This is a genomic window from Pseudomonas sp. S2_H10 (genome assembly GCF_054668285.1).
Genome location: NZ_CP162754.1, coordinates 776,723 through 797,371 on the forward strand (window position 1 = coordinate 776,723; position 20,649 = coordinate 797,371).

Annotated in this window: 17 protein-coding genes and 1 pseudogene; 8 read left to right on the forward strand and 10 right to left on the reverse strand. The window is 62.1% G+C overall.

Annotated features, from left to right (window positions below; genetic code table 11):
- Positions 1-45: 45 nt before the first annotated feature.
- Positions 46-735: a GntR family transcriptional regulator gene (locus tag AB4O16_RS03420; protein ID WP_460156995.1), complete on the reverse strand. Its 690-nt coding sequence runs from the start codon at positions 733-735 to the stop codon at positions 46-48.
- A 140-nt stretch (positions 736-875) separates the two neighbouring features.
- On the opposite strand from AB4O16_RS03420, the gene AB4O16_RS03425 reads away from it, so the two are divergent.
- The 7 genes from AB4O16_RS03425 to AB4O16_RS03455 all read left to right on the forward strand — a co-directional run bounded on the left by AB4O16_RS03425 (position 876) and on the right by AB4O16_RS03455 (position 8,260).
- A complete protein-coding gene (locus AB4O16_RS03425; protein WP_160386246.1) occupies positions 876-1,961 on the forward strand; it encodes an ABC transporter ATP-binding protein in 1,086 nt (361 codons plus the stop codon).
- 1 nt (position 1,962) lies between these two features.
- Entirely contained in the window at positions 1,963-2,880 is a 918-nt protein-coding gene (locus AB4O16_RS03430; protein WP_160386248.1) for an ABC transporter permease, read from the forward strand.
- The gene (locus AB4O16_RS03435) at positions 2,877-3,665 is read left to right on the forward strand and encodes an ABC transporter permease (RefSeq protein ID WP_007995935.1); all 789 of its coding nucleotides are present in this window, start codon (positions 2,877-2,879) and stop codon (positions 3,663-3,665) included. The genes AB4O16_RS03430 and AB4O16_RS03435 overlap by 4 nt, the downstream gene beginning before the upstream one ends.
- 17 nt (positions 3,666-3,682) lie before the next feature.
- Entirely contained in the window at positions 3,683-4,750 is a 1,068-nt protein-coding gene (locus AB4O16_RS03440) for an extracellular solute-binding protein (RefSeq protein WP_160386250.1), read from the forward strand.
- A 154-nt stretch (positions 4,751-4,904) separates the two neighbouring features.
- Positions 4,905-6,101 (forward strand): amidohydrolase family protein, encoded by a 1,197-nt coding sequence (locus AB4O16_RS03445; protein ID WP_460156996.1) that lies wholly within the window; start codon positions 4,905-4,907, stop codon positions 6,099-6,101.
- Positions 6,098-7,585: an amidohydrolase family protein gene (locus AB4O16_RS03450; RefSeq protein WP_160386254.1), complete on the forward strand. Its 1,488-nt coding sequence runs from the start codon at positions 6,098-6,100 to the stop codon at positions 7,583-7,585. The genes AB4O16_RS03445 and AB4O16_RS03450 overlap by 4 nt, the downstream gene beginning before the upstream one ends.
- Positions 7,586-7,597: 12 nt before the next feature.
- Complete coding sequence (locus AB4O16_RS03455) at positions 7,598-8,260, forward strand: flavin reductase family protein (RefSeq protein WP_160386256.1); 663 nt, start codon at positions 7,598-7,600, stop codon at positions 8,258-8,260.
- A 130-nt stretch (positions 8,261-8,390) separates the two neighbouring features.
- Here the strand turns inward: AB4O16_RS03455 and AB4O16_RS03460 are convergent.
- From AB4O16_RS03460 to lexA, 4 genes and pseudogenes are all read right to left on the reverse strand, one after another.
- A pseudogene (locus AB4O16_RS03460) lies at positions 8,391-11,467 on the reverse strand (error-prone DNA polymerase).
- The gene (locus AB4O16_RS03465; protein ID WP_460156997.1) at positions 11,464-12,879 is read right to left on the reverse strand and encodes a Y-family DNA polymerase; all 1,416 of its coding nucleotides are present in this window, start codon (positions 12,877-12,879) and stop codon (positions 11,464-11,466) included. The pseudogene AB4O16_RS03460 and the gene AB4O16_RS03465 overlap by 4 nt, the downstream one beginning before the upstream one ends.
- A 7-nt stretch (positions 12,880-12,886) precedes the next feature.
- Complete coding sequence (imuA, locus tag AB4O16_RS03470; protein WP_160386262.1) at positions 12,887-13,504, reverse strand: translesion DNA synthesis-associated protein ImuA; 618 nt, start codon at positions 13,502-13,504, stop codon at positions 12,887-12,889.
- Positions 13,504-14,121, reverse strand: coding sequence for a transcriptional repressor LexA (lexA, locus tag AB4O16_RS03475; RefSeq protein WP_007987463.1), 618 nt, complete (start codon positions 14,119-14,121; stop codon positions 13,504-13,506). The genes imuA and lexA overlap by 1 nt, the downstream gene beginning before the upstream one ends.
- A gap of 1,196 nt (positions 14,122-15,317) precedes the next feature.
- Between lexA and AB4O16_RS03480 the strand changes: the two genes are divergently transcribed.
- Positions 15,318-16,037, forward strand: coding sequence for an AAA family ATPase (locus tag AB4O16_RS03480; RefSeq protein ID WP_460156998.1), 720 nt, complete (start codon positions 15,318-15,320; stop codon positions 16,035-16,037).
- Between the two features lie 102 nt (positions 16,038-16,139).
- On the opposite strand, the gene AB4O16_RS03485 is transcribed toward AB4O16_RS03480, so the two are convergent.
- The 5 genes from AB4O16_RS03485 to AB4O16_RS03505 all read right to left on the reverse strand — a co-directional run bounded on the left by AB4O16_RS03485 (position 16,140) and on the right by AB4O16_RS03505 (position 20,543).
- The gene (locus tag AB4O16_RS03485) at positions 16,140-16,415 is read right to left on the reverse strand and encodes a DUF971 domain-containing protein (protein ID WP_460156999.1); all 276 of its coding nucleotides are present in this window, start codon (positions 16,413-16,415) and stop codon (positions 16,140-16,142) included.
- Entirely contained in the window at positions 16,412-17,374 is a 963-nt protein-coding gene (locus AB4O16_RS03490) for a HEAT repeat domain-containing protein (RefSeq protein ID WP_460157000.1), read from the reverse strand. Before AB4O16_RS03490 ends, AB4O16_RS03485 begins: the two co-directional genes overlap by 4 nt.
- Complete coding sequence (locus AB4O16_RS03495) at positions 17,371-18,219, reverse strand: ABC transporter ATP-binding protein (protein WP_460157001.1); 849 nt, start codon at positions 18,217-18,219, stop codon at positions 17,371-17,373. Before AB4O16_RS03495 ends, AB4O16_RS03490 begins: the two co-directional genes overlap by 4 nt.
- Positions 18,219-19,001 (reverse strand): ABC transporter permease, encoded by a 783-nt coding sequence (locus AB4O16_RS03500; protein ID WP_160386270.1) that lies wholly within the window; start codon positions 18,999-19,001, stop codon positions 18,219-18,221. Before AB4O16_RS03500 ends, AB4O16_RS03495 begins: the two co-directional genes overlap by 1 nt.
- Before the next feature lie 117 nt (positions 19,002-19,118).
- Positions 19,119-20,543 (reverse strand): ABC transporter substrate-binding protein, encoded by a 1,425-nt coding sequence (locus tag AB4O16_RS03505; RefSeq protein ID WP_460157002.1) that lies wholly within the window; start codon positions 20,541-20,543, stop codon positions 19,119-19,121.
- Positions 20,544-20,649: the final 106 nt, after the last annotated feature.

The window sequence follows — 20,649 nt, forward strand, 5'->3', positions numbered from 1 at the left end:
CCGCCCGGAGCCGGCTCGCTCCCACAGTTTGAGCTTCGGTGTGGTTTACACCTCAATCAAATGCTTGAGCGGGTTGTAACTGCTTTTCAGCGTGGCCGCGACATCCAGGATGGCCTTCTCGATGCCATTCAAATGCATGCAGGTCAGTTCGATCGCCGCGCTCTGGTTGCCCGCTTCGATGTACTCGATCAACCGCAGGTGTTCATCGTCGCGGCAGGCTTCATGGCTGTCGTCATCCAGCGCGGCGGCATACAGCGACGCCCGGGAAATCAGCTTCTGGAACCAGTCGAGCAGCACCGGATTGTTCAGGCTGCGGGCCAGTTTGATATGGAACTCGCCGAGCAGGTGAATCAGCCGTTCGTGATCGCCGCTCTGATGCGCTTCATCCTCCAGCAGCAGGTGATCGCGCAGGTCCCGGGTCACCGCTGTATCGCGACGGCGGCACAGTTCGCTGACGATGCCGATCTCGACCAGGCGCCGGGTTTCGAACAGCGAGCGGATCTCTTCGTCACTCGGCAACGACACCGATGCACCTTTATTGGGCTCGGTGGTGACCAGTCCGTCGGCTTCCAATTGCTTCAGCGCGGCCCGAACGGAGGTGCGGCTGACATTGAACAGTTCGGCCAAAGACGCTTCGCCAAGCTTCATTCCCGGACGCAGCGAGCGCTTGCTGATTGCCTCGTAAACCCCTTGGTAGACACGGTCGACCGTGGTTTCCAGTTTCTTTTCCGTCATTCATCAACTCCTTACATCCAGTGCAACCGACCCTGGCGGATGAACAGCCATTGAAAAAGGGGCTTGCACGGGCAGATTAATCCGGGTATTTCTAAATTGCATCCAGATTTTGCATACAATAATTAGAGGAATGCACCATTATGGGTCATCCAGTTGCAATCGAAGTGCGTAACGTCTCCAAGCGGTATTCCGACGACCCGGGCTTGGCACCCGCGCTGGATAACGTTTCTGTCGATATTGCCGACAACGAATTCTTCACCCTGCTCGGCCCCTCGGGCTGCGGCAAGACCACCTTGTTGCGCACCATCGCCGGCTTCGAGCATGTCAGCGAAGGCGAGATCCGTCTGGCGGGCGAGCCGGTGAACGATTTGCCGCCATTCAAGCGTCGGGTCAACACGGTGTTCCAGAGTTACGCGCTGTTTCCGCACATGAGTGTTGCGCAGAATATCGCCTTCGGCCTCGAGATGCAGGGCCTTGATCGCAAACTGATCCCGCAGCGCGTCGAGGAAATGCTCGCACTGGTGCAAATGCAGCACCTGGCACGGCGCAAACCGGCCGAACTGTCCGGTGGCCAACAGCAGCGTGTGGCTCTGGCCCGGGCCCTGGCGCCGAAACCAAAGGTGCTGCTGCTCGACGAACCGTTGTCGGCCCTGGATCTCAAGCTGCGCAAGGAAATGCAGGTCGAACTCAAGCGCGTGCAGAAAGAAGCCGGGATCACCTTCATTTTCGTCACCCACGATCAGGAAGAAGCGCTGACCCTGTCCGATCGCATTGCCGTGATGTCCGCCGGCAAGATCCTGCAGATCGGCACGCCCAACGAGATCTACGAGCGGCCGCAGCACCAGTTCGTCGCGCAATTCATCGGCGACATCAACTTCCTCCCCGGCCACCTCAAGCGCGGCCAGCAGAATGAAAACATCTTCGTGCCCAACGGCATGCCAGTGGAGATCCCCTGCGCGGCCCAGGGCTTTGACGGTAGCAACGTGCAACTGGCGTTCCGCCCCGAGCGCTCGCAACTGGTCGAGCCGACGCAACCGCATCACCTGCGCGGCGTGATCGAAGCCGTGCTGTATGTCGGCACGGCCACGCTCTATCAGTGCCGCCTGAACAATGACATCAAGGTCATGCTGCGCGAGAACAACGAAGGCCTGAACCATGGGCGGGTGGTCGGTGATCGCGTCGCGGTCAACCTGCCGCCTCACGCCTGCCTGTTGATGGAGGCCTGAGATGAGCGTCAGCAGCACTTCCCCGGCTCTTAACCGCGCGCTGTTGCTCAGCCCGGTAGTCCTGACCCTGCTGGCCCTGATCGCCATTCCGCTGGGCATCATGGGCTACATCAGCCTGTTGCCGCGCAACGTCTATGGCGGCGTCGACTGGCAGGCCGACTGGCAATTGCAAAGTTATGTGCAGTTGTTTTTCCAGGAAGGTTTCGACGGCGAACTGGAGCTGAACTGGGTCTACGCCCAGGCGCTGCTGCGTTCGGTGTTCCAGGCCGGCGGCACCACGGTCCTGTGTTTCCTGTTCGGCTTCCCGGTGGCGTTGTGGATGTCGAGCCTGACACCGCGCCGGCGCAACCTGATGGTGCTGCTGATCACCATCCCGTTCTGGACCAACCTGCTGATCCGCAACTACGCGTGGCTGATCATCCTGCGCGAGCACGGCTGGGTCGCCCAGAGCCTCAACGCGCTGTTGCCCCAGGCCGGCGGCATCACCCTGCTCTACAACGATTTCGCGGTCAGCGTCGGCCTGGTCTACAGCTTCCTGCCGTTCATGATTTTGCCGATCTACTCGACCCTGGAAAAACTCGACTGGCGCCTGGTGGAAGCCGCCTACGACCTGGGCGCCAACCGCTGGCACGCATTGCGCCGGATCATCCTGCCGCTGTCGATGCCGGGGGTGATTGCCGGTGCCTTGCTGGTGTTCGTGCCGAGTCTCGGTGCGTTCATCACGCCGGCGATTCTCGGCGGCGGCAAGACCTTGATGATCGGCAACCTGATCCAGCAGCAGTTCGGCACCGCACGCAACTGGCCGCTGGGCAGTTCGCTGTCGTTCCTGTTGCTGGGGATCATGCTGGTGTCCCTGGTGCTCTACGCCCTCTATAGCCGCAATGCCGCCAAGGCCCAACGCCCGGGAGCCCAAGCATGATTGCCCTGCACCTGAAGAAACTGCCGCTGACCCGCGAAGTCAGCCTGCTGATGCTGGCCTATCTGTACCTGCCGATCTTCGTGCTGATCGCCTACAGCTTCAACGCCAACCGTTCGGCGACGGTGTGGACCGAGTTTTCGTTCGCCTGGTACGGACGCATCCTCGCCAACCCGTCGATTCAGACAGCGGCGCTGAACTCGATCATCGTCGCCAGCATCGCCACGGTCTGCGCCACGGCGATTGCCCTGCTCGCGGCGCTGGCGACCTACCGGCCGTTCTATGGGCAGAAGATGGTCGAGGGCGGGATCAACCTGCCGCTGATCCTGCCGGAGATCGTCACCGCCGTGGCCACCCTGCTGCTGTTCATGGCGCTGGGGATCAAGCTCGGCTTGCTGACCGTGATCGTCGCGCACATCGGCTTCTGCATTCCGTTTGCCTACCTGCCGATCCGTGCGCGGCTCAATGACCTGGACAAGAGCCTGCTGGAAGCGGCGAACGACCTGTACGCCAACCCCTGGCAGGTGTTTCGCCGGGTGACCTTGCCGTTGCTGTGGCCAGCGGTGCTGTCCGGTTCGGTGCTGGCGTTCGTGGTCAGCCTCGACGATTTCATCATGACCTTCTTCGTCGCAGGTCCCGGCTCGACCACCTTGCCGGTGTACATCTTCTCGGCGATCAAGGCCGGGGTGACGCCCGAGATCAATGCGATTTCAACGCTGATGCTGGTGATTTCCATCGTGCTGGTGGTGCTGGCCTTCTGGCTGGGACAGCGCGGCAAACAACAATGAGCCTGGAGCCTTCCGATATGAGCAAGAAAGTCAAAAGCATGCGTTTCGCCGTTGCCGGTCTGGCCTTGAGTTGCTTCACCGCACTCACTTCGTTCGGCGCCCAGGCCGCCGAGCCCAAGGAACTGTTTTTCTACAACTGGACCGACTACTACCCGGTCGAGCTGCTGGCCAAGTTCGAAAAGGAGACCGGCATCAAGGTCACCATGGACGGCTACGACAGCAATGAAACCCTGCTGGCCAAGTTGCAGGCTGGCGGCGCGGCCTATGACGTGATCGTGCCGTCGCAGTCGATCATGCGCACCCTGATCAACCAGGACCTGCTGCTGGAAATCGACGCTTCCGCCCTGCCCAACTTCCAGTACGTCAAACCGGCATTCCGCGACCCCAGTTTCGACCCTGGCCGCAAGTTCTCGGCACCGTACCTGTGGGGCACCACCGGGTTCTCCTATGACAGCGCGCGGGTGCCTGGCGGCAAGCTCGACGACTCGTGGAAAGAGTTCTTCGAGCCGCGCAAGGAACTGCAGGGCCAGCTCGCCGCGCTCGACACCTCCAGCAGCGTGATCAACGCGGCCAGCCACTACCTGAATGTCGACGAATGCAGCGAAAACCCGCAGGACGCCAAGCGCATCCTTGAACTGCTGCAGAAACAGAAACCCTTCCTGAAGATGTACAGCTCGGACAACACCGTCGACCGCATGGCCTCCGGCGAGGTGATCATGATGCAGAACTGGAACGGTTCGACAGCGCGGGCCACCTTGCAGAAGAGCACCATCAAGTACGTGTATCCGAAGGAAGGCCTGGCGATGTTCCAGGACAACTTCGCCGTGCCGAAAAGCGCACCGCACCCCGGCAACGCGAAGATCTTCATCGACTGGATGATGAAGCCGGAAAACGCCGCCGCCGTGTCCAACGCCATCGCCTACGACAACGGCATCCAGAGCGACAAGCTGATCGACGCCAAGTGGCGGGTCATGGATGCCATCAACATGCCCGACGAATTCGCCTCGCGCCTGCGCCCGGAAAAGGAATGCAGCAACAAGGCGCGGGAGTTGCAGGACCGCATCTGGGCCAAGCTCAAGGGCTGATTGCCTGACTTGAAACCGCGGTGCGGCCATCGCTGGCAAGCCAGCTCCCACAGTTTTTGTGTTGATCACAAAATGTGTGCCCCCCCCAATCCCTGTGGGAGCGGGCTTGCCCGCGATGAGGCCCGTCCAGACACCATTGAATTAGAGGTTTGCAATGAATCAACCCCGCTGGCTGCGCAACGTGCGCCCCTACGGCTCCCCCGCCGAAGACCTGCTGATCGAAAACGGCCGCTTCAGCCAACGCCGCCCCGCCTCGACCACCGAGCTGCTCCCCACCGACATCGACGGCCAGAACCAGTTGCTCACTCCCGCCTTGGTGGAAAGCCACGTGCACCTGGACAAAACCCTCTGGGGCCAGCCCTGGCGCCCCAACAGCGCCGGCCCGACCCTCAAGGACTACATCGCCAACGAGCGGCGCATCCTGCGCGAAGTCACCACGCCCATCGCGCAACGCGCCGGTGCCCTGCTGGAAAACTGCATCGCCCGTGGCTCGCTGACCATGCGCTGCCACGTCGACATCGACCCGGAGTTTGGCCTGCGGCATGTCGAGGCCATGCAGCAACTGCGTGAACACTACCGCGACCTGATCGACCTGCAACTGGTGGTGTTCCCGCAAACCGGCCTGATCAGCCGCCCCGGCACCGCCGAACTGATGCGCGAGGCCATGGCCCTGGGCGTGGAGAACGTCGGTGGCCTGGACCCGTGCGGTATCGATAACGATCCGGTTGCGCAACTCGATTTCGTCTTCAAGCTGGCCAGCGAATTCGACCGTGGCGTCGACATTCACCTGCACGACAAGGGTGAGCTGGGCCTGTGGCAGATCGCGCTGATCGCCGACTACACCGAGCGCTTCGGTCGCCAGGGCCGGGTGATGATCAGTCACGCGTATTGCCTGGGCATGTTGCCGTGGAGCCGGGTCAAACCGGTGGCCGAACGTCTGGCCAGATTGGGCATTTCACTGATGAGTTCGGCCCCTGCCGACTGCGCGGTGCCGCCGTTCCTGGCCCTGCGCGAAACCGGCGTGAATGTCTGCCTGGGTTCGGACGGCATTCGTGATGCCTGGTCGCCCATGGGCAACGGCGACATGCTGGAGCGGGCGATGTTGCTGGCGTTCCGCTTCGACTTGAACAAGGACGAAGAACTCGCGGCAGCGTTCGAGGCGGCGACCGTAAGTGGCGCCCAGGCCCTGGGCTGCGAAGCCAATCGCCTGGAGATCGGCCAGCCGGCGGACTTCCTGTTGATGCCAGTGCAGACACTGGGTGAGGCAGTGGTTTCGCGACCACCGCGCCAGGTCTATCGCGCGGGCCGGTTGATTGCCGCCGGTGGCCGTTTGCTGGATAGCCGCCTGTGAAGCGCATCGGCTTGCGGGCCAGTTGCGTGGTCGGCTTCGACGGCACCCGGCATGTCCTGTGGCGTGACGGCGAAGTGGTGTTCGCAGGCTCGCGCATCGAGTTTGTCGGGCGCGGTTATCCGGGGCCGGTGGATCAGTGGATCGATTACGGCAACGCGCTGATCGGCCCCGGCTTCATCGATCTGGATGCCTTGGGCGATCTCGATTCCACGGTGTTGACCCTGGACAACGGTGACGAGCGCGACATGGGCCGGATGTGGTCGGCGCAGTATCTGGCGCGTGGATCGCGGGACAGCTACAGCCCCGAAGAAGAAGTCTTCAAGTACCGCTACGCCTTCACGCAACTGATCCGCAACGGCATCACCACGGCCATGCCGATCACCTCGATGTATTACCGCGAATGGGCCGAGACCTACGACGAGTTTGCCGCGGTCGCCGGCGTGGCGGCGGAACTGGGGCTGCGCACTTACCTCGGCCCTTGCTACATGAGCGGCATGAGCTACTGGCAGGCCGATGGAACCCTGGCGCACCACTGGGACGAAAACCGGGGCATGGGTGGCCTCGATGCCGCCGAACGGTTTTTCCAGGATTTCGATGGCGCGCATAACGGTCTGATTCGCGGCGCGCTGCTGCCCGACCGCATCCAGACCTGCACACCGGCGCTGCTGCAACGCACCGCCGCACTGAGCCGGGAACTCAACGCGCCGATGCGCCTGCATTGCTGCCAGGGCCTCGGTGAAGTAGCGATGGTCGAGCAACGGCGCGGCACCTCGCCGCTGGGCTGGCTACAGCAGCTTGACCTGTTGAACCCGCGCAGTCTGCTGCCCCACGGCATCTACACCCGAGGTGATGAAGACCTTCAGCGAGTAGTGGATGGCGGCGCCAGCCTGGTGCATTGCCCGGTGGTGTTCGCCCGGGACGGCGAGGCGCTGAATTCGTTCGGACGCTACCGGGTCAGGGGCATCAACTTCGCCCTGGGCACCGACACCTGGCCGGCGGACCTGCTGGACAACATGCGCCAGGGCTTGAACATCGCGCGCCTGATGGAGGGCGGCAACGACCTGACCAGCACGCTGGACATGTACAACGCCGCGACCCTGGGTGGCGCCAAGGCACTGGGGCGCGATGATATCGGTCGCCTCGCACCGGGCTGCAAGGCCGACATCACGGTATTCAACCTGCGCGGGATGCATCTGGGGCCGCTATTCGATCCGCTGAAGAATCTTGTACTGGCCGGGCGTGGTGACGATTGCATCGCCAGTTACATCGATGGCCGTTGCGTGATGCACGAAGGCCAGGTCCTGGGCATCGACTACCCCGCCCTGCAACGCCAGGCCCAACAACAATTCGAAAAACTGATGCGCAGCCATAGCGACCGGGCCTTCGGCCAACCGGACTGGAAAAGTCTTTTCCAACCGGCCATCCCGTTCGCCGACAACTACAGCGCACAGGCGCCGCTGTGCGCCAGTGACCCTCTCCTTTAGAGATTTCTGCCTATGCAAAGCTTCGATTTCAGCCAACTGAGCCCACGGGACAAATACAAGATTCTGATCGGCAGCGTCGTGCCACGGCCGATTGCCCTGGTCACCACCGTCGACGGTGAAGGCCGGATCAACGCCGCGCCGTTCAGCTTCTTCAATGCGCTGTCGGCCGATCCGCCCATCCTCGCCCTGGGCGTGGAAAACTACGGCGACCAAAGCCCCAAGGACACCACCCGCAACATCCAGCTCAACCAGGAATTCACCGTGAACATCGTCAGCGACGCGCTGGTAGAGGCCATGAACGTCTGCGCCGTGCCTTTCGCCCCCGGCTTCGATGAACTGACCGCCGCCGGCCTCACCGCCATCCCCGGCACCACGGTCAAATGCCCGCGCATCGGCGAAGCCCCGGTGGCGCTGGAATGCCGGCGGATGATGGCGCTGTCCATCGGCCAATCCCGGGAGATCATCTTTGGTGAAGTGCTGATGGCCCATGTGCGGGACGAATTGATCGATCCGAAAACCCTGTACATCGATCAATTGGGGCTCGACGCCATCGGACGCATGGGCGGGCACGGCTATGCGCGCACACGGGATTACTTCGACTTGCCGACCCGTTCGCTGCAGGCCTGGACAGATGCGCCGGGGGGTGGCGAGCGGTTTTGGCCTGTTACCAAGTAACCCGCAATGTCACAACCCTGTAGGAGCGAGCCTGCTCGCGATGGTGGATAACGATAACGCGGGCTTTCTGAATGAACGCGGCGCTCTCAAGTCCATCGCGAGCAGGCTCGCTCCTACAGGATTTGCAGCGTTAGTGGAAATCCCGGCTCCGCACAGTGATGCCATCGAGCAATGAACTCAGGTCACTCAAGCGTCCGGCTATCAAATGCCGGACCTCCCCCTCCTTCTCCCAGCGCCCATCGACCTTGAGCAACTGCGAGCCGACCAGCACCTGGCGCTGGCGCTCGGCCAGGTCGCGCCAGACCACCACGTTGACGTTGCCGAACTCGTCCTCAAGGGTGACGAACGTCACGCCGCTGGCGGTGGCCGGGCGTTGTCGGCCGGTGACCAGCCCGGCGATGCTGACCGGTCGGCCGTGCTCGACGTCCAGCAACTCCTCGAACTGCGGCAGCGCCGCGCCTTCAATTCATCGCGCAACAGGGCCAACGGATGCGGCCCCAGGGTGGTGCCAACACTGGCGTAATCGGCTTGCAGGTCCTCGCCCACGGTAGGCTTGGGCAACGCCACCGCGTCCTCCTCCTGGCGCGGCAGGCCGGCGAACAGACCCAGTTGCTTTTGGACCCCGGCCACTTCCCAGCGGGCCCGGTGCCGGTCGCCCGCCAGACCTCGCAGCGCGCCGGCATCGGCCAGTTGCTCGCGGGCGCGGGCATCGAGTCGCGCCCGTTCGCCGAGGTCGGCGATGTCGGCAAACGCGCCCTGCAAGCGGACCGCCTCGATGCGTCGGGCATCGTCCTCGCGAAAGCCCTTGATCATGCGCAGCCCCAAGCGAATCGCCGGTTGCCCGCCGCTGATCGGCTCCAGGCTGCAATCCCAGTCGCTGGCACGCACGTCCACCGGGCGAACCTGCAAATGATGCCGGCGAACGTCCTGCAGAATCTGGTCCGGGCTGTAGAACCCCATCGGCCAACTGTTGATCAGCGCACAGGCGAAGGCCGCCGGCTCGTGGCATTTCAACCAGCAACTGGCGTACGTCAGCAAGGCAAAACTGGCCGCGTGGGACTCGGGAAAACCGTAGCTGCCAAAGCCCTTGATCTGCTCGAAGATCTGCGCGGCGAACTCCGCCGTGTAGCCGTTTTTCTTCATCCCGGCAGCCAGCCGTTCCTTGTGCGGTTCGAGCCCGCCGTGGCGTTTCCACGCAGCCATGGAACGACGCAGCTGGTCGGCCTCGCCGGGACTGTAGTCGGCGGCGACGATGGCGATCTGCATGACCTGCTCCTGAAACAACGGCACGCCGAGGGTGCGCTTGAGCACCACTTCCAGTTCCGGTGACGGATAGACCTCCGGTTCTTCCTTGTTCCGTCGCCGCAGGTACGGATGCACCATGCCGCCCTGGATCGGCCCCGGTCGAACGATGGCGACCTCGATCACCAGATCGTAAAACGTCTTCGGCCTGAGCCTCGGCAGCATCGACATCTGCGCCCCGGACTCGATCTGGAACACGCCGATGGTGTCGGCCCGACCGATCATTTCGTAGGTGGCCGCGTCTTCGGACGGGATGGTCGCCAGGCTCAGGTCCAGGCCCCGGTGCTTGCGCAGCAGATCGAAACATCGGCGAATCGCGCTGAGCATGCCCAGCGCCAGGATATCGACCTTGAGCAAACCGACCGCGTCGAGGTCGTCCTTGTCCCACTGGATGATGGTGCGCTCGGCCATGGCGGCATTTTCCACCGGCACCAGGCTGTCCAGCGGCTGCTCGGAAATCACGAAACCGCCGGGGTGCTGGGACAAATGCCGGGGGAAGCCGATCAACTGCCCCGTCAGGCTGAGCACCCGGTGCAGCACCGGGCTCTCGGGGTCGAACCCGCCCTCGCGCAGACGCTCCACGGGCGGTGTTTCATCGCTCCAGTGACCGCAGCAATCGGCCAGGGCGTTGATCTGGTCCGGCGGCAAGCCCAAGGCCTTGGCCACATCGCGCACCGCACCGGCCGCATGGTAAGTGCTGACGACCGCCGTCAGCGCGGCCCGGGCCCGGCCATAACGCTGGAACACGTACTGCAAGACTTCCTCGCGGCGCTCATGCTCGAAATCGACATCGATGTCCGGCGGCTCGTTGCGCTCTTTGGAAAGAAAACGCTCGAACAACAACGTGGTGCGATCCGGGTCGATTTCGGTGATCCCCAGGGCGAAGCACACGGCCGAGTTGGCGGCAGAACCACGCCCCTGACACAGAATGTGCTGGGTGCGGGCGAAACGCACGATGTCGTGGACCGTCAGGAAATAGCTTTCATAGCCCAGCTCCGCGATCAGGTGCAGCTCCTTGTCGATCTGCCCCAGCACTGCGCGTTTCGGTCCTTTTGGCCAGCGCCACTGGATGCCTTCGTCGGTCAAATGACGCAGCCACGAGGTGGCCGAGTGCCCTTGCGGCACCAGTTCGCGAGGATATTGATAGCGCAACTGGCCAAGATCGAAGGTGCAGCGCCGGGCAATGGTCAGCGTTTCGGCCAGCAAGCCCGGCGGATACAGCGCCTGCAGCACGTCGGGGCTGCGCAGATGACGCTCGCCGTTGGGGTGCAGGCGTAACCCGGCATCGGCCACCGGCAGGTGATGACGGATCGCGGTCATGGTGTCCTGCAAGGCACGCCGGCCGCGAGCGTGCATATGCACATCGCCACTGGCCACCGCCGCAATCTGCAACGCCCTGGCCAGTGTCAGCAGATCGTCCAGGCGCCGCGCATCATCCTGGCCGCGATGCAACTGCACGGCCAGCCACAGGCGCTCGGCGAAGACCTGCTTGAGCCAGTGGCCCTGCGCGAAGGGATCGACGGCGTCCGGCACCCACAACGCCAACAACCCCGGCAAGGGTTCGCTGAAGTCTTCGCGCAGCACCTGGTACTGGCCTTTCGGCGTGCGGCGTCGGGCGCGGGTGATCAATCGGCACAGCGCCTGATAGCCTTCGAGGTTCTCCACCAGCAGCACCACTTTCGGACCGTTCTCGATGCGTATCTCGCTGCCGATGATCAGCGGCAATTCCACGGACTTCGCCGCTTGCCAGGCGCGCACGATGCCCGCCAGGGTGCACTCATCCGTGATCGCCAGGGCTTGATAGCCCTGTTTTTTCGCGCGTTGGAACAGTTCGAGGGCACTGGAGGCACCGCGCTGGAAACTGAAGTTCGACAGGCAGTGCAATTCGGCATATTCGCAGCTCATGCGAACCAGCCCTGCAACCACAACGGGCCGTCCTCGCCGACCGCCCGGTAGGCCCAGCCCTGTTGGCCGGCTCGGGTTTCGATCAGGTAATAGTCACGGCGTATGTCGCCGCCGTCCCACCAGCCGGACTCGATACGTTCCGGCCCCATGAGAATGCGTGCCGAGCCCTGATGCACGGCCAGCGGCTCGGTCAGCAGCCAGCCCGGCCGCTTCACGGCGGCCGGCACCGTGCAAGGCTGGCTGTCGGCACGGGCCTGCCACGCGCACTCGGGGCGGTGATCGGCCTGAAAACGCAAGTCGTGCACCGCGTCATCCCCCAGCCGTGCACGCAGGCGTTCGCGCAGTTGTTCCCAGGGCAAGGTCTGCTGCGGGCGCTCGTCGAACAGCTCCTGAAACTGGGGCACGAAGGTCGGCAAATCTTCGGCGCGCAGGCGAAAGCCACGCACCGGCGCCTCGACCTGGACTTGCTCCAGCCGCCCCCGGGCCAGCTCGAAGAGCATCGCCGGATCGCGCTCGGCGCTGAGCAGGCCGACCTTGATGACGGTGTCCGGCAACCCGGCGTGCTCCAGGTGCAGGTCGAAACGCTGTACGCCGCTGTCGCGACCGCAGAGGAACGCCGACAGGTCGCCCGTCAACCGGCGCAACGGAAACAGCAAGGCCTGATGGGACTGCACATCGAAATTGAGCTCGATGCGCACATCGAAGCGGTCCGGCGGCAGGTAGAACGTCAGCGCCAGCCGCCGCAAACCGGACAGGGCATCCAGATGCTTGAGCACCTGGGCCTCGAAACGCCGGGCCAGGCTATGCCGGGGCAACGCCTGCACCTGGCTCAAGGTGCGCAGGCCCATGCGCGACAAGGCCGTGGCGACCGAGGCTTCGAGACCGACCCGGTCGACGGGCATTTGCCCCAGGTGATGCTGCAAGGCTTGATCGTCCGGCACCACCAGACCGTCATAGGCGTTGGCCAGCACCCGCGCCGCCACCGGGTTGGGCGCGGCCACGATGCGGTGCCGAAACCCCAGTTCACCAAGCTCTCGGCGCAAAAGCGCTTCGAATTGCGGCCAGGCGCCGAACAGGCCGAGGCTGGACTCGATCTCGAACACCACGGCCCGGGGGTAATGCACGCTGACCTGGGAACTGAAGCGATAGGCCCAGGCGGCGAGAAACTGCTGCCAGTGTTCGATGTCAGCGGCGTCGTATTCGGCCGTGACAAAGCCTTTGCTCAAGGCCTGTGCCGCGCTCATGGACTGGCCGGGACGCAACCCCAGCGCCCGCGCCGCGTCGTTGACCGCCTGCAGCACCCGGCGCTGAGCCGGGCCGGTCAGCAACGCCAGGGGTTGATCGGGATCGGTGCGCTGACGCAGTACCGCGTCCAGCGCCAATTGCGGGAAAACAATGCAGACCCAGCGCATGGCAACCTCAATGCCCCACGGCGAAGGCAATCGGCGTCGACCGAGCCAGGCCGCCGCGACACTTGAGCACGCGCAGTTGTGCCGGTCGGGCATCGATGGCGATGCGCAGGGCCGCCGGCGAAGGGTTGATCGCTTCACTGAGGGGGCGATAGGCGAAGGCCAGGGTCTGGCCGGTTTCCGCCGCCACCTGCAAGCGGCGCAAGGCGCGGTCATCGACCTTGTGCGGCCAGCACAGCACCGCGCCGCAACTGCCCGAGCGCAGGCATTGTTCGGCGGCCCACAGCGCATCGCGCTCGCTGGCGCGGATGATCGACAACTGCCGCAGATCGACCCCGGCGCCCTGCCACGCCTGGGGATACGGCACATAAGGCGGCGCCACCAGCACGATACGCTCGCCCGCCGCCGACAGCCGTGCCAGCGTCGGCCACACCAGTTGCAACTCGCCCACGCCCTGCCCGGCCAACAGGATCTCCGTCAGCGCCGCCTCCGGCCAGCCACCGCTGGGCAATGCCGCGTCGAGCGCGGCATGCCCGGTGGGTTGCGGGCTGGCGGCCGGTGGCGCAGGCCGGCCCCTCCAGACCTGGCCGCCATTGAACAGCGTATCCAGCGCAACGACGGCACCCATCAGCCTTGCCTCACCAGGCCACAGAACACGCCTTCGATGGCCAGGTCCCGGTCGGCCTCGACAATGATCGGCTGGTAGGCCGGGTTGCGTGGCAGCAGCCGAACCACATCGCCGACCCGCTCGAAGCGCTTGATGGTGACCTCGCCGTCGAGCCGCGCGACGACGATCTGGCCGTTGAGCGCCTCGGGGTTGCGGTGCACGCCCACCAGATCGCCGTCGAGAATGCCGTCCTCGATCATCGAATCACCGCGCACCCGCAGCATGTAGTCCGGCACCCGCGAGAAGATCGACGGATCGAGCAGCAAGCGGCTGTGTACCTCGGCATCAGCCCCGATCGGCGCACCGGCCGCCACCCGGCCAAGCACCGGGATGTCCAGCAACTCGGGCCGCGGCGGCTGCCCAAGCAGGCGAATGCCCCGGGCCTGATGCGGGTTGACCTCGATAAACCCGGCTTCGGTCAGCGCCAGCACATGCTTGCGCGCCACACTGCGGGAGGCGAAACCGAACGCCTCGCTGATTTCAGCGAGGCTCGGAGGCTGACCGTGCTCGGCGATGCGATCTCGGATAAAGGTCAGGATGGCGGTACGGCGGGGAGTCAGAGTCGTCATGGAGTACATTTGTACTCTTTTGGCTTTTTTCTGGCAAGGGCCGTCAGTCATCTGCCGGACAGTTCGCTCCCACATTCAAGGCCTACCGTTCGTCGCCTTTTTTTTAAAAAAACAGGCTCTAAAAAAATAAAAACCATAGAAAAAATAGAAATCGCACATTGTTCCTACAGAAATATTCTACCCAACATAGAAGATCATTTTTGCTTGCCGAAAACTAAACCGCAGTTTCAAAAAGGAATTTCACAATTCACGCTAAAAAGTGCCAACACCACGATAAACCAAGACTCCTGACATCGTGCAGGACGCATCTTAAAAACATGCAGGAATACCCCTACAAACACAAAATTCTCTCGCTTGCACCCAGCAGCAAAATCAATTAATCCTTGCAATACCACTCAACGCCAAACGCCAAACGCCAAACGCCAAAAAATATAAAAAACAAATCTAAAAAGGTGCTACCCCATGACTAGAAACATTGCACCCAGAGCTTTTGTCCTAACTTCAATATTTATAAAAGAACAACTAAAAGAACCCACCGCCCTTTTCTGGATCATGATATCGCCTTGCGCGATGTTCTATTTTTTTGCAATAACCAGACAAGGCCTTAGCTATTTTTCCAGCAATTACATTACAGCCTCAGCATGGTTTTATGCCTACATCTCTTCAAGTGTCGCATTATTCGGATTCGCCTTTTACATAATCGGAAGAAGGGAAAGTGGATTCACCCGATCATTTATTTACTCCAAGGAATCGAAACTGATTTTTCTTTTATCGCACTTCATTGCCTACTCGCTAATATCGATATCTTATTGCGCAACCTTTTACTTAACGACCAAATTACCATTCGGAAACTACGATCTCAATGAACTACTGAATATCACACCACGCTTTTACATCTGCTTTATCATGTTTTGCGCGATCGGGGCTGTATTCTCATTATTACCGATCAACTTTCAGAACTCGAACACTTTGCTTTCCATTTTTTCGTTCTGCATGTTGATTCTCGGCGTAATGAGTGCCAGCAGATCAAACCCCATCACCGACACTTTGAACCTCGCAAACCCACTGACACTTGCAAGCCAGATAATGGAACAAGGTCTTGAGTCCAACAAACTCATCACAGCAGCAATAATTCTTTTATTCATTTTTTCACTGCACAAAACTTTCAAACACCTAAGAATCAATCCCGTATGGAGCCGATACTGATGAAAAAATTTACGGCGCAGAGCATTGACTTCTCCTATACAGACAACCCCCTCTTGACCCAGGCATCTCTTGAGGTTGCTCAAGGCGACATTGTCGGCATTCTGGGGCCCAACGGATCTGGAAAAACAACTTTTTTCGATATCGTCTGTGACCTTAAAAAAGCAAAGTCCGGCTTCATAAAAAACGACTTCAGTCAGTTTTTATACCTTTCTCAAATCATCACCACTCCCCCGCCGCTGCGCATGCGAGACATTTTTAGAATGGTGACTGCGCTGTCATCAAGCGAACCGATGACACAGGATAAGACCTTGAAAAAATTAAGTGCATGGAGCCCCGCGATAGTTGACCGATATCAAGACATATGGAACAAAAAATCATCGCTATGCAGCTACGGAGAGACACGCTGGTTCTTTACGCTCTCTCTTCTTTCAATTTCTGCAGACTTCGTGATTCTCGACGAACCTACCGCCGGTGTAGATCCGGAATTTCGGCGCTATATTTGGCAGTGCCTACGCGGCGCCGCCAGTGAGGGCACCGCTATTCTGGTTTCCTCGCACAATGTTGATGAGGTCATTAACCATTGTGATTATTTCTACATGATTAGCCAGAAGCGCTTCAATCGCTTTGCCAATGGTAGGGTGTTCATGCATCGGTATAACGTGAAGACTGTGGACGATGCGTTTATCCGAGCCGTTACTGAGCCTGTATTCACCGCATAAAGCCGGTCGACTGTTGGCGAAAAGCGTCCAGGCGTACCGATTCCTCCAACGGCATCGCTTTATCGTTCACGTCCATCGCGAGCAGGCTCGCTCCTACAGGGATCAGGCCAGAGCAGAGAGATACGCCCAAGGATAAATCCCCCGCTCATGCCCATCGCTGAACACCAGTTGCAGGCCATACCCTTGCGGATTCAGTTCGATCACCTGAACCCGCGCATCGACCATCGGTGTCATCCCCCGCAATCGAAACGCCCGGCACTGTGAACACGGGCACTGCCGGCGCAGTTCGGCATGATCCAGCAGTTGCTCGCGACCATCCGGCCAGTTCAGGCGCAACTGCTGTTTGCTGCGGGAGTTGCCGATCGCCAGCGGGTTCATTGCAGTTGACTCAAGGCAATGCGCACGGCCTTGCGCACTTCCGGGTCGCCGTCGTCCTGCGCGGCCTGCAACGGCGCAATGGCCCGTGGGTCGTTCAATTCGCCGAGGGCCAGCGCGGCTTCCTTGCGCAGGTTGCTGATGCGGTGGCCGAGGGTGTCGATCAGCGCTTCGAGCGCCGGTGTAAAACGCAGGCGGCCGAGGCTGCGGGTGGCGCGCAGGCGCACTTGCCAGTAATCGTCGCCCAGGGCGTCGATCAGGGCCGGGCCGGCGTCGGGGTGGCCGACCTTGCCCAGGGTGGTGGCGGCTTCTTCGCGCACTTGCCAGGCTGCGTCGCGCAAGGCCTGACGCAGGGCCGGCAGCACCTGGGCGTCAGACGCCAGGCCCAATGCGCCGGTGGCTGCACGCCGCACCTCGGTGTCCGGGTCAGCGCTGGCCAACTGCGCCAGCGCCGGCAAGGCATCAAGCTGCTTGAGCCAGCCGAGCACGCCCACCGCTTCGCGGCGCACACTGGCGCTTTCATCGGCCAATGCAGCGACAGCCGCCGAGGCGGCATCGGGGCAACGCAACTCGCGCAACGCCCTGAACGCGGCAATGCGCACGCCGCTGTCGGCGTGCCCGGTCCACGGCAGAATGACCCGTCCCGCCGCTTCGCTCTTGAGCAGGCTGAGGCTTTGCGCGGCGGCCGCCTGCACCGCCGGGGACGGATCGGTCAGGGCCTGGCACAGCGCTTCAACCACCGGCTCGTCCTCCCAGGCTTCCAGCAACCGCGCGGCTTCGGCCCGAACGTCTGCAATCGGGTCTTCGGCCAGTCGATCGGTCAGCCACAGCAGGCCGTCCGGTTCCTCGAGATCGGCCAGTTCGATCAGTGCGATCCGGCGTACACCGGGGTCGTCATCGGTCAGGCGCGGTTGCAGGGCAAGGATGTCGTCGTTATCGGTTACATCGAATAGTGAGGTCATAGGGCAAATCGCGGCAGTTTGTTTTCAGGAGGAAGCCCCAGCGGGTTCAGGCGCGGCAGTTGCCGACCGTCTTCGTGGCGCAGGAGTTCGAGGCAATGACGCTTGAGGTGCGAGAATTCAGGGCTGGTCACCAGTTCGGTGCTGCGCGGCCTCGGGAAGTCCAGGCGCAGGTCTTCGATGATCCGCCCGGGGCGCGGTCCCATGACCAGCAAGCGGTCGGCGAGGAACAGCGCTTCGTCGATGTCATGGGTGACGAACACCACGGTGGTGCGGATGCGCGTCCAGATGTCCAGCAGCAGTTCCTGCATGTTCAACCGGGTCAGGGCATCGAGGGCGCCGAAGGGTTCGTCCATAAGCAACAGGCGCGGACGGTTGACCAGCACCCGGGCGATTTCCACCCGTTGCTGCATGCCGCCGGAGAGCTGATCGGGCCAGCGCTCGGCAAAACCTTCGAGGCCCACCAGCGCGAGGATGTCATCCGCCGCCTTGTGCCGTTCGCGCTTGCCGACGCCACGCATCTTCAAGCCGAACGCCACGTTGTCACGCACCGTGCGCCACGGAAACAAGGTGTGCTGCTGGAACACCATGCCGCGTTGTGGCGAGGGCCCCGACACCGGCGCGCCATCCACGTTCAAGGTGCCGGTGCGCGGTTGCAGGTGACCGGCCAGTGCGCCGAGCAAGGTGGACTTGCCGCAACCGGACGGCCCGAGAATGCACACGAACTGCCCCGGTTCGATCTGGCAATCGAGGCCCTGCACCGCTTCGAAAGCCGCGGCCCCTTCGCCCAGGCTGATCGACAGCCCGCGAATGTCGATGCGCCCTTCCATGTGTTGAAAAACGCTCATCAGGCTTTTCCTCGTGGTCGATGCCAGGGCGTGAACAGCCCGCCCAGACGCTTGATCAGCAGGCTGCTGCCCATGCCGAGCACGCCGATCAGCAACATGCCGACGACGATGTCGGCGTAGTTCTGGATGGTGTAGGACTCCCAGGTGTAATAGCCGATGCCGAATTGGCCGGAGATCATTTCCGCCGTTACCAGGCAGAACCACGAGGTGCCCATGCCGATGGCCAGGCCGGTGATGATGCTCGGCGCAGCGCCCGGAAGAATCACCTCCAGCAGGATGGCCCGGCGCCCTGCCCCGAGGCTTTTCGCCGAGGCGATCAGCCGTGGGTCGACGCCTTCGACGCCATGCACGGTGTTGAGCAGGATCGGGAACAGTGCGCCGGTGAAGGTGATGAACACCATCGACAGTTCCGACGAGGGAAACATCAGGATGGCCAGGGGAATCCACGCCACCGCCGGAATCGGGCGCAGCACTTCAAGGGGCGGCAGCAGCAGATCTTCGGCCCATTTCGAGCGGCCGATGGCCAGGCCCAGGGCAACGCCAATGACCAGCGCTGCGAGGTAACCGGCGAACACCCGGCCGAGGCTGCTGCCCAGGTGCTGCGCGAGCTTGCCGGAGTCGCCGAGGCCGAGGGCGGCTTCAACGACCGCCACGGGTGTCGGGACGTTGGCGAAAGTCACCAGGCCGAGGTTCCAGTGGTGGCTGGCGGCGAGTTGCCAGAACAGCAGGCAGAGCAGCAGTGAAGCGGCTCTGGGGAGCCAGCGAGAATAGGATCGGTACACAATTATTCCTCTCAACCAAAAACCCGTAGGAGCCGGCTTGCTGGCGATAGCGGCGGGTCAGTCGACATCAATGTTGAATGTCAGTCAGCAATCGCCAGCAAGCCGGCTCCTACAGGGTTAGCGAACGGCCACGGCCTGCGCTGTGGCATCGGTGAAGTCGAAGACCTTGCCGCCCTGGGCCGTAGCGAACTGCTGGGCCTGGCCCTTGAGCAGGAACGCGCTCAGCTGGCCTTTGCTATCGGTGGCAAACCACGCCTGATCCGCCAGCAGCTTGATCCCGCTGTCACTGGCCTGGGTGTACACCGCGCGGATGTTTTTGCCTTCCTGTTTCAGCGCTGTCAGCGCGCTGAATGCGGCTTCCGCCGAGGCGTATTGACGGACTTTCGGCTCGCCACGCACCCAGATTTCCGCCACGTGGCGCACGTCGGTGATGGCTTTGCCGCTGGCGGCATCGACGGCCTTGAGCGGCGTCTGCCGGTAGTCGGCAAGCTGCGCGTTGTAGTCCAGGTTCGAGGCCTTGAAGGCGGCGCGGATGTACTGGTCGTCGATGAAGGTGTTGAGATCGAGACCGCGATCGGCCTTCTTCAACAACTTCAGGGTATCGATGGCGGTGCCCACGGCCTGACGGTATTCCGGCTTCCAGCTCAGGTCGCGGGTTTGCACGCCGAGGGGGCCATGGAACAGGTAGTTGACCTCGGCATCGACCCCGGTGACCTTGGCGATCAGCTCGCTGTATTTCTCCGGTTCAGCCGCCAGCAGTTGGTTGGCTTCGATGCTCGCGCGCAGGTAAGCGACGACGATTTCCGGGTACTTTTTCGCATAGGCCTGATCGACCAGCGCACCGTGGAAGGTCGGCGCATTGGCTTGGGAACCGTCATAGATCTTGCGGGCGAATCCACGGCTGGGGAACAGTTCGGCGAACGGCACGAAGTCAGCATGGGCATCGATCTTGCCGGCCTGCAACGCGGAGCCGGCGACTTCCGGCGGCTGGGCGATGATGTTCACGTCCTTGAGCGGGTCCCAGCCCTGGGCCGCCACGGCTCGCAGCAACATGCCATGGGCGGTGGAAGCGAACGGAACGGAAATGGTCTTGCCCTTGAGCTCGGCCAGCGACTGCACGCCCGACGCACTCGGCACCACGATGCCGTTGCCACTGCCCTTGGTGCTGCCCGACAGGACGCTGATGAACAGGCTGTGCTTGCCGGCGGTTTCAAACGCCACGCCGTTGAACGAACCGGGGAAATCGGCCATGGCGCCAAAGTCGAGCTTGCCGGCGACCATCTCGTTGGTCAGCGGTGCGCCGCTGGTGAAGTTCTTCCACTGCACGTCGTATTGGGCGTCTTTGTATTGGCCGTCGTGGGGCAGGTATTTGTCCAGCAGACCGAGCTCGCGAATCAACAAACCGCCGGCGGCGCAGTTGATGGTGGTGTCCTGGGTGCCGATGGCAATGCGGATGGTTTCGGCCGAGGCCGACAAAGTGAATGAAGCCAGTACCAGACCGGCCAAAGTTGCACGCAACATGAGTGTTTCCCCTCGAATCATTTATAGGATGTTCGTCTCCGCCACGATCAGGGCGTGGTGGGAAACGAGGGGTGTTGTGAATCAGGCGTCCGGTGGTGGCCGGATGGCGTTTTAGCGTTGTTTGGGC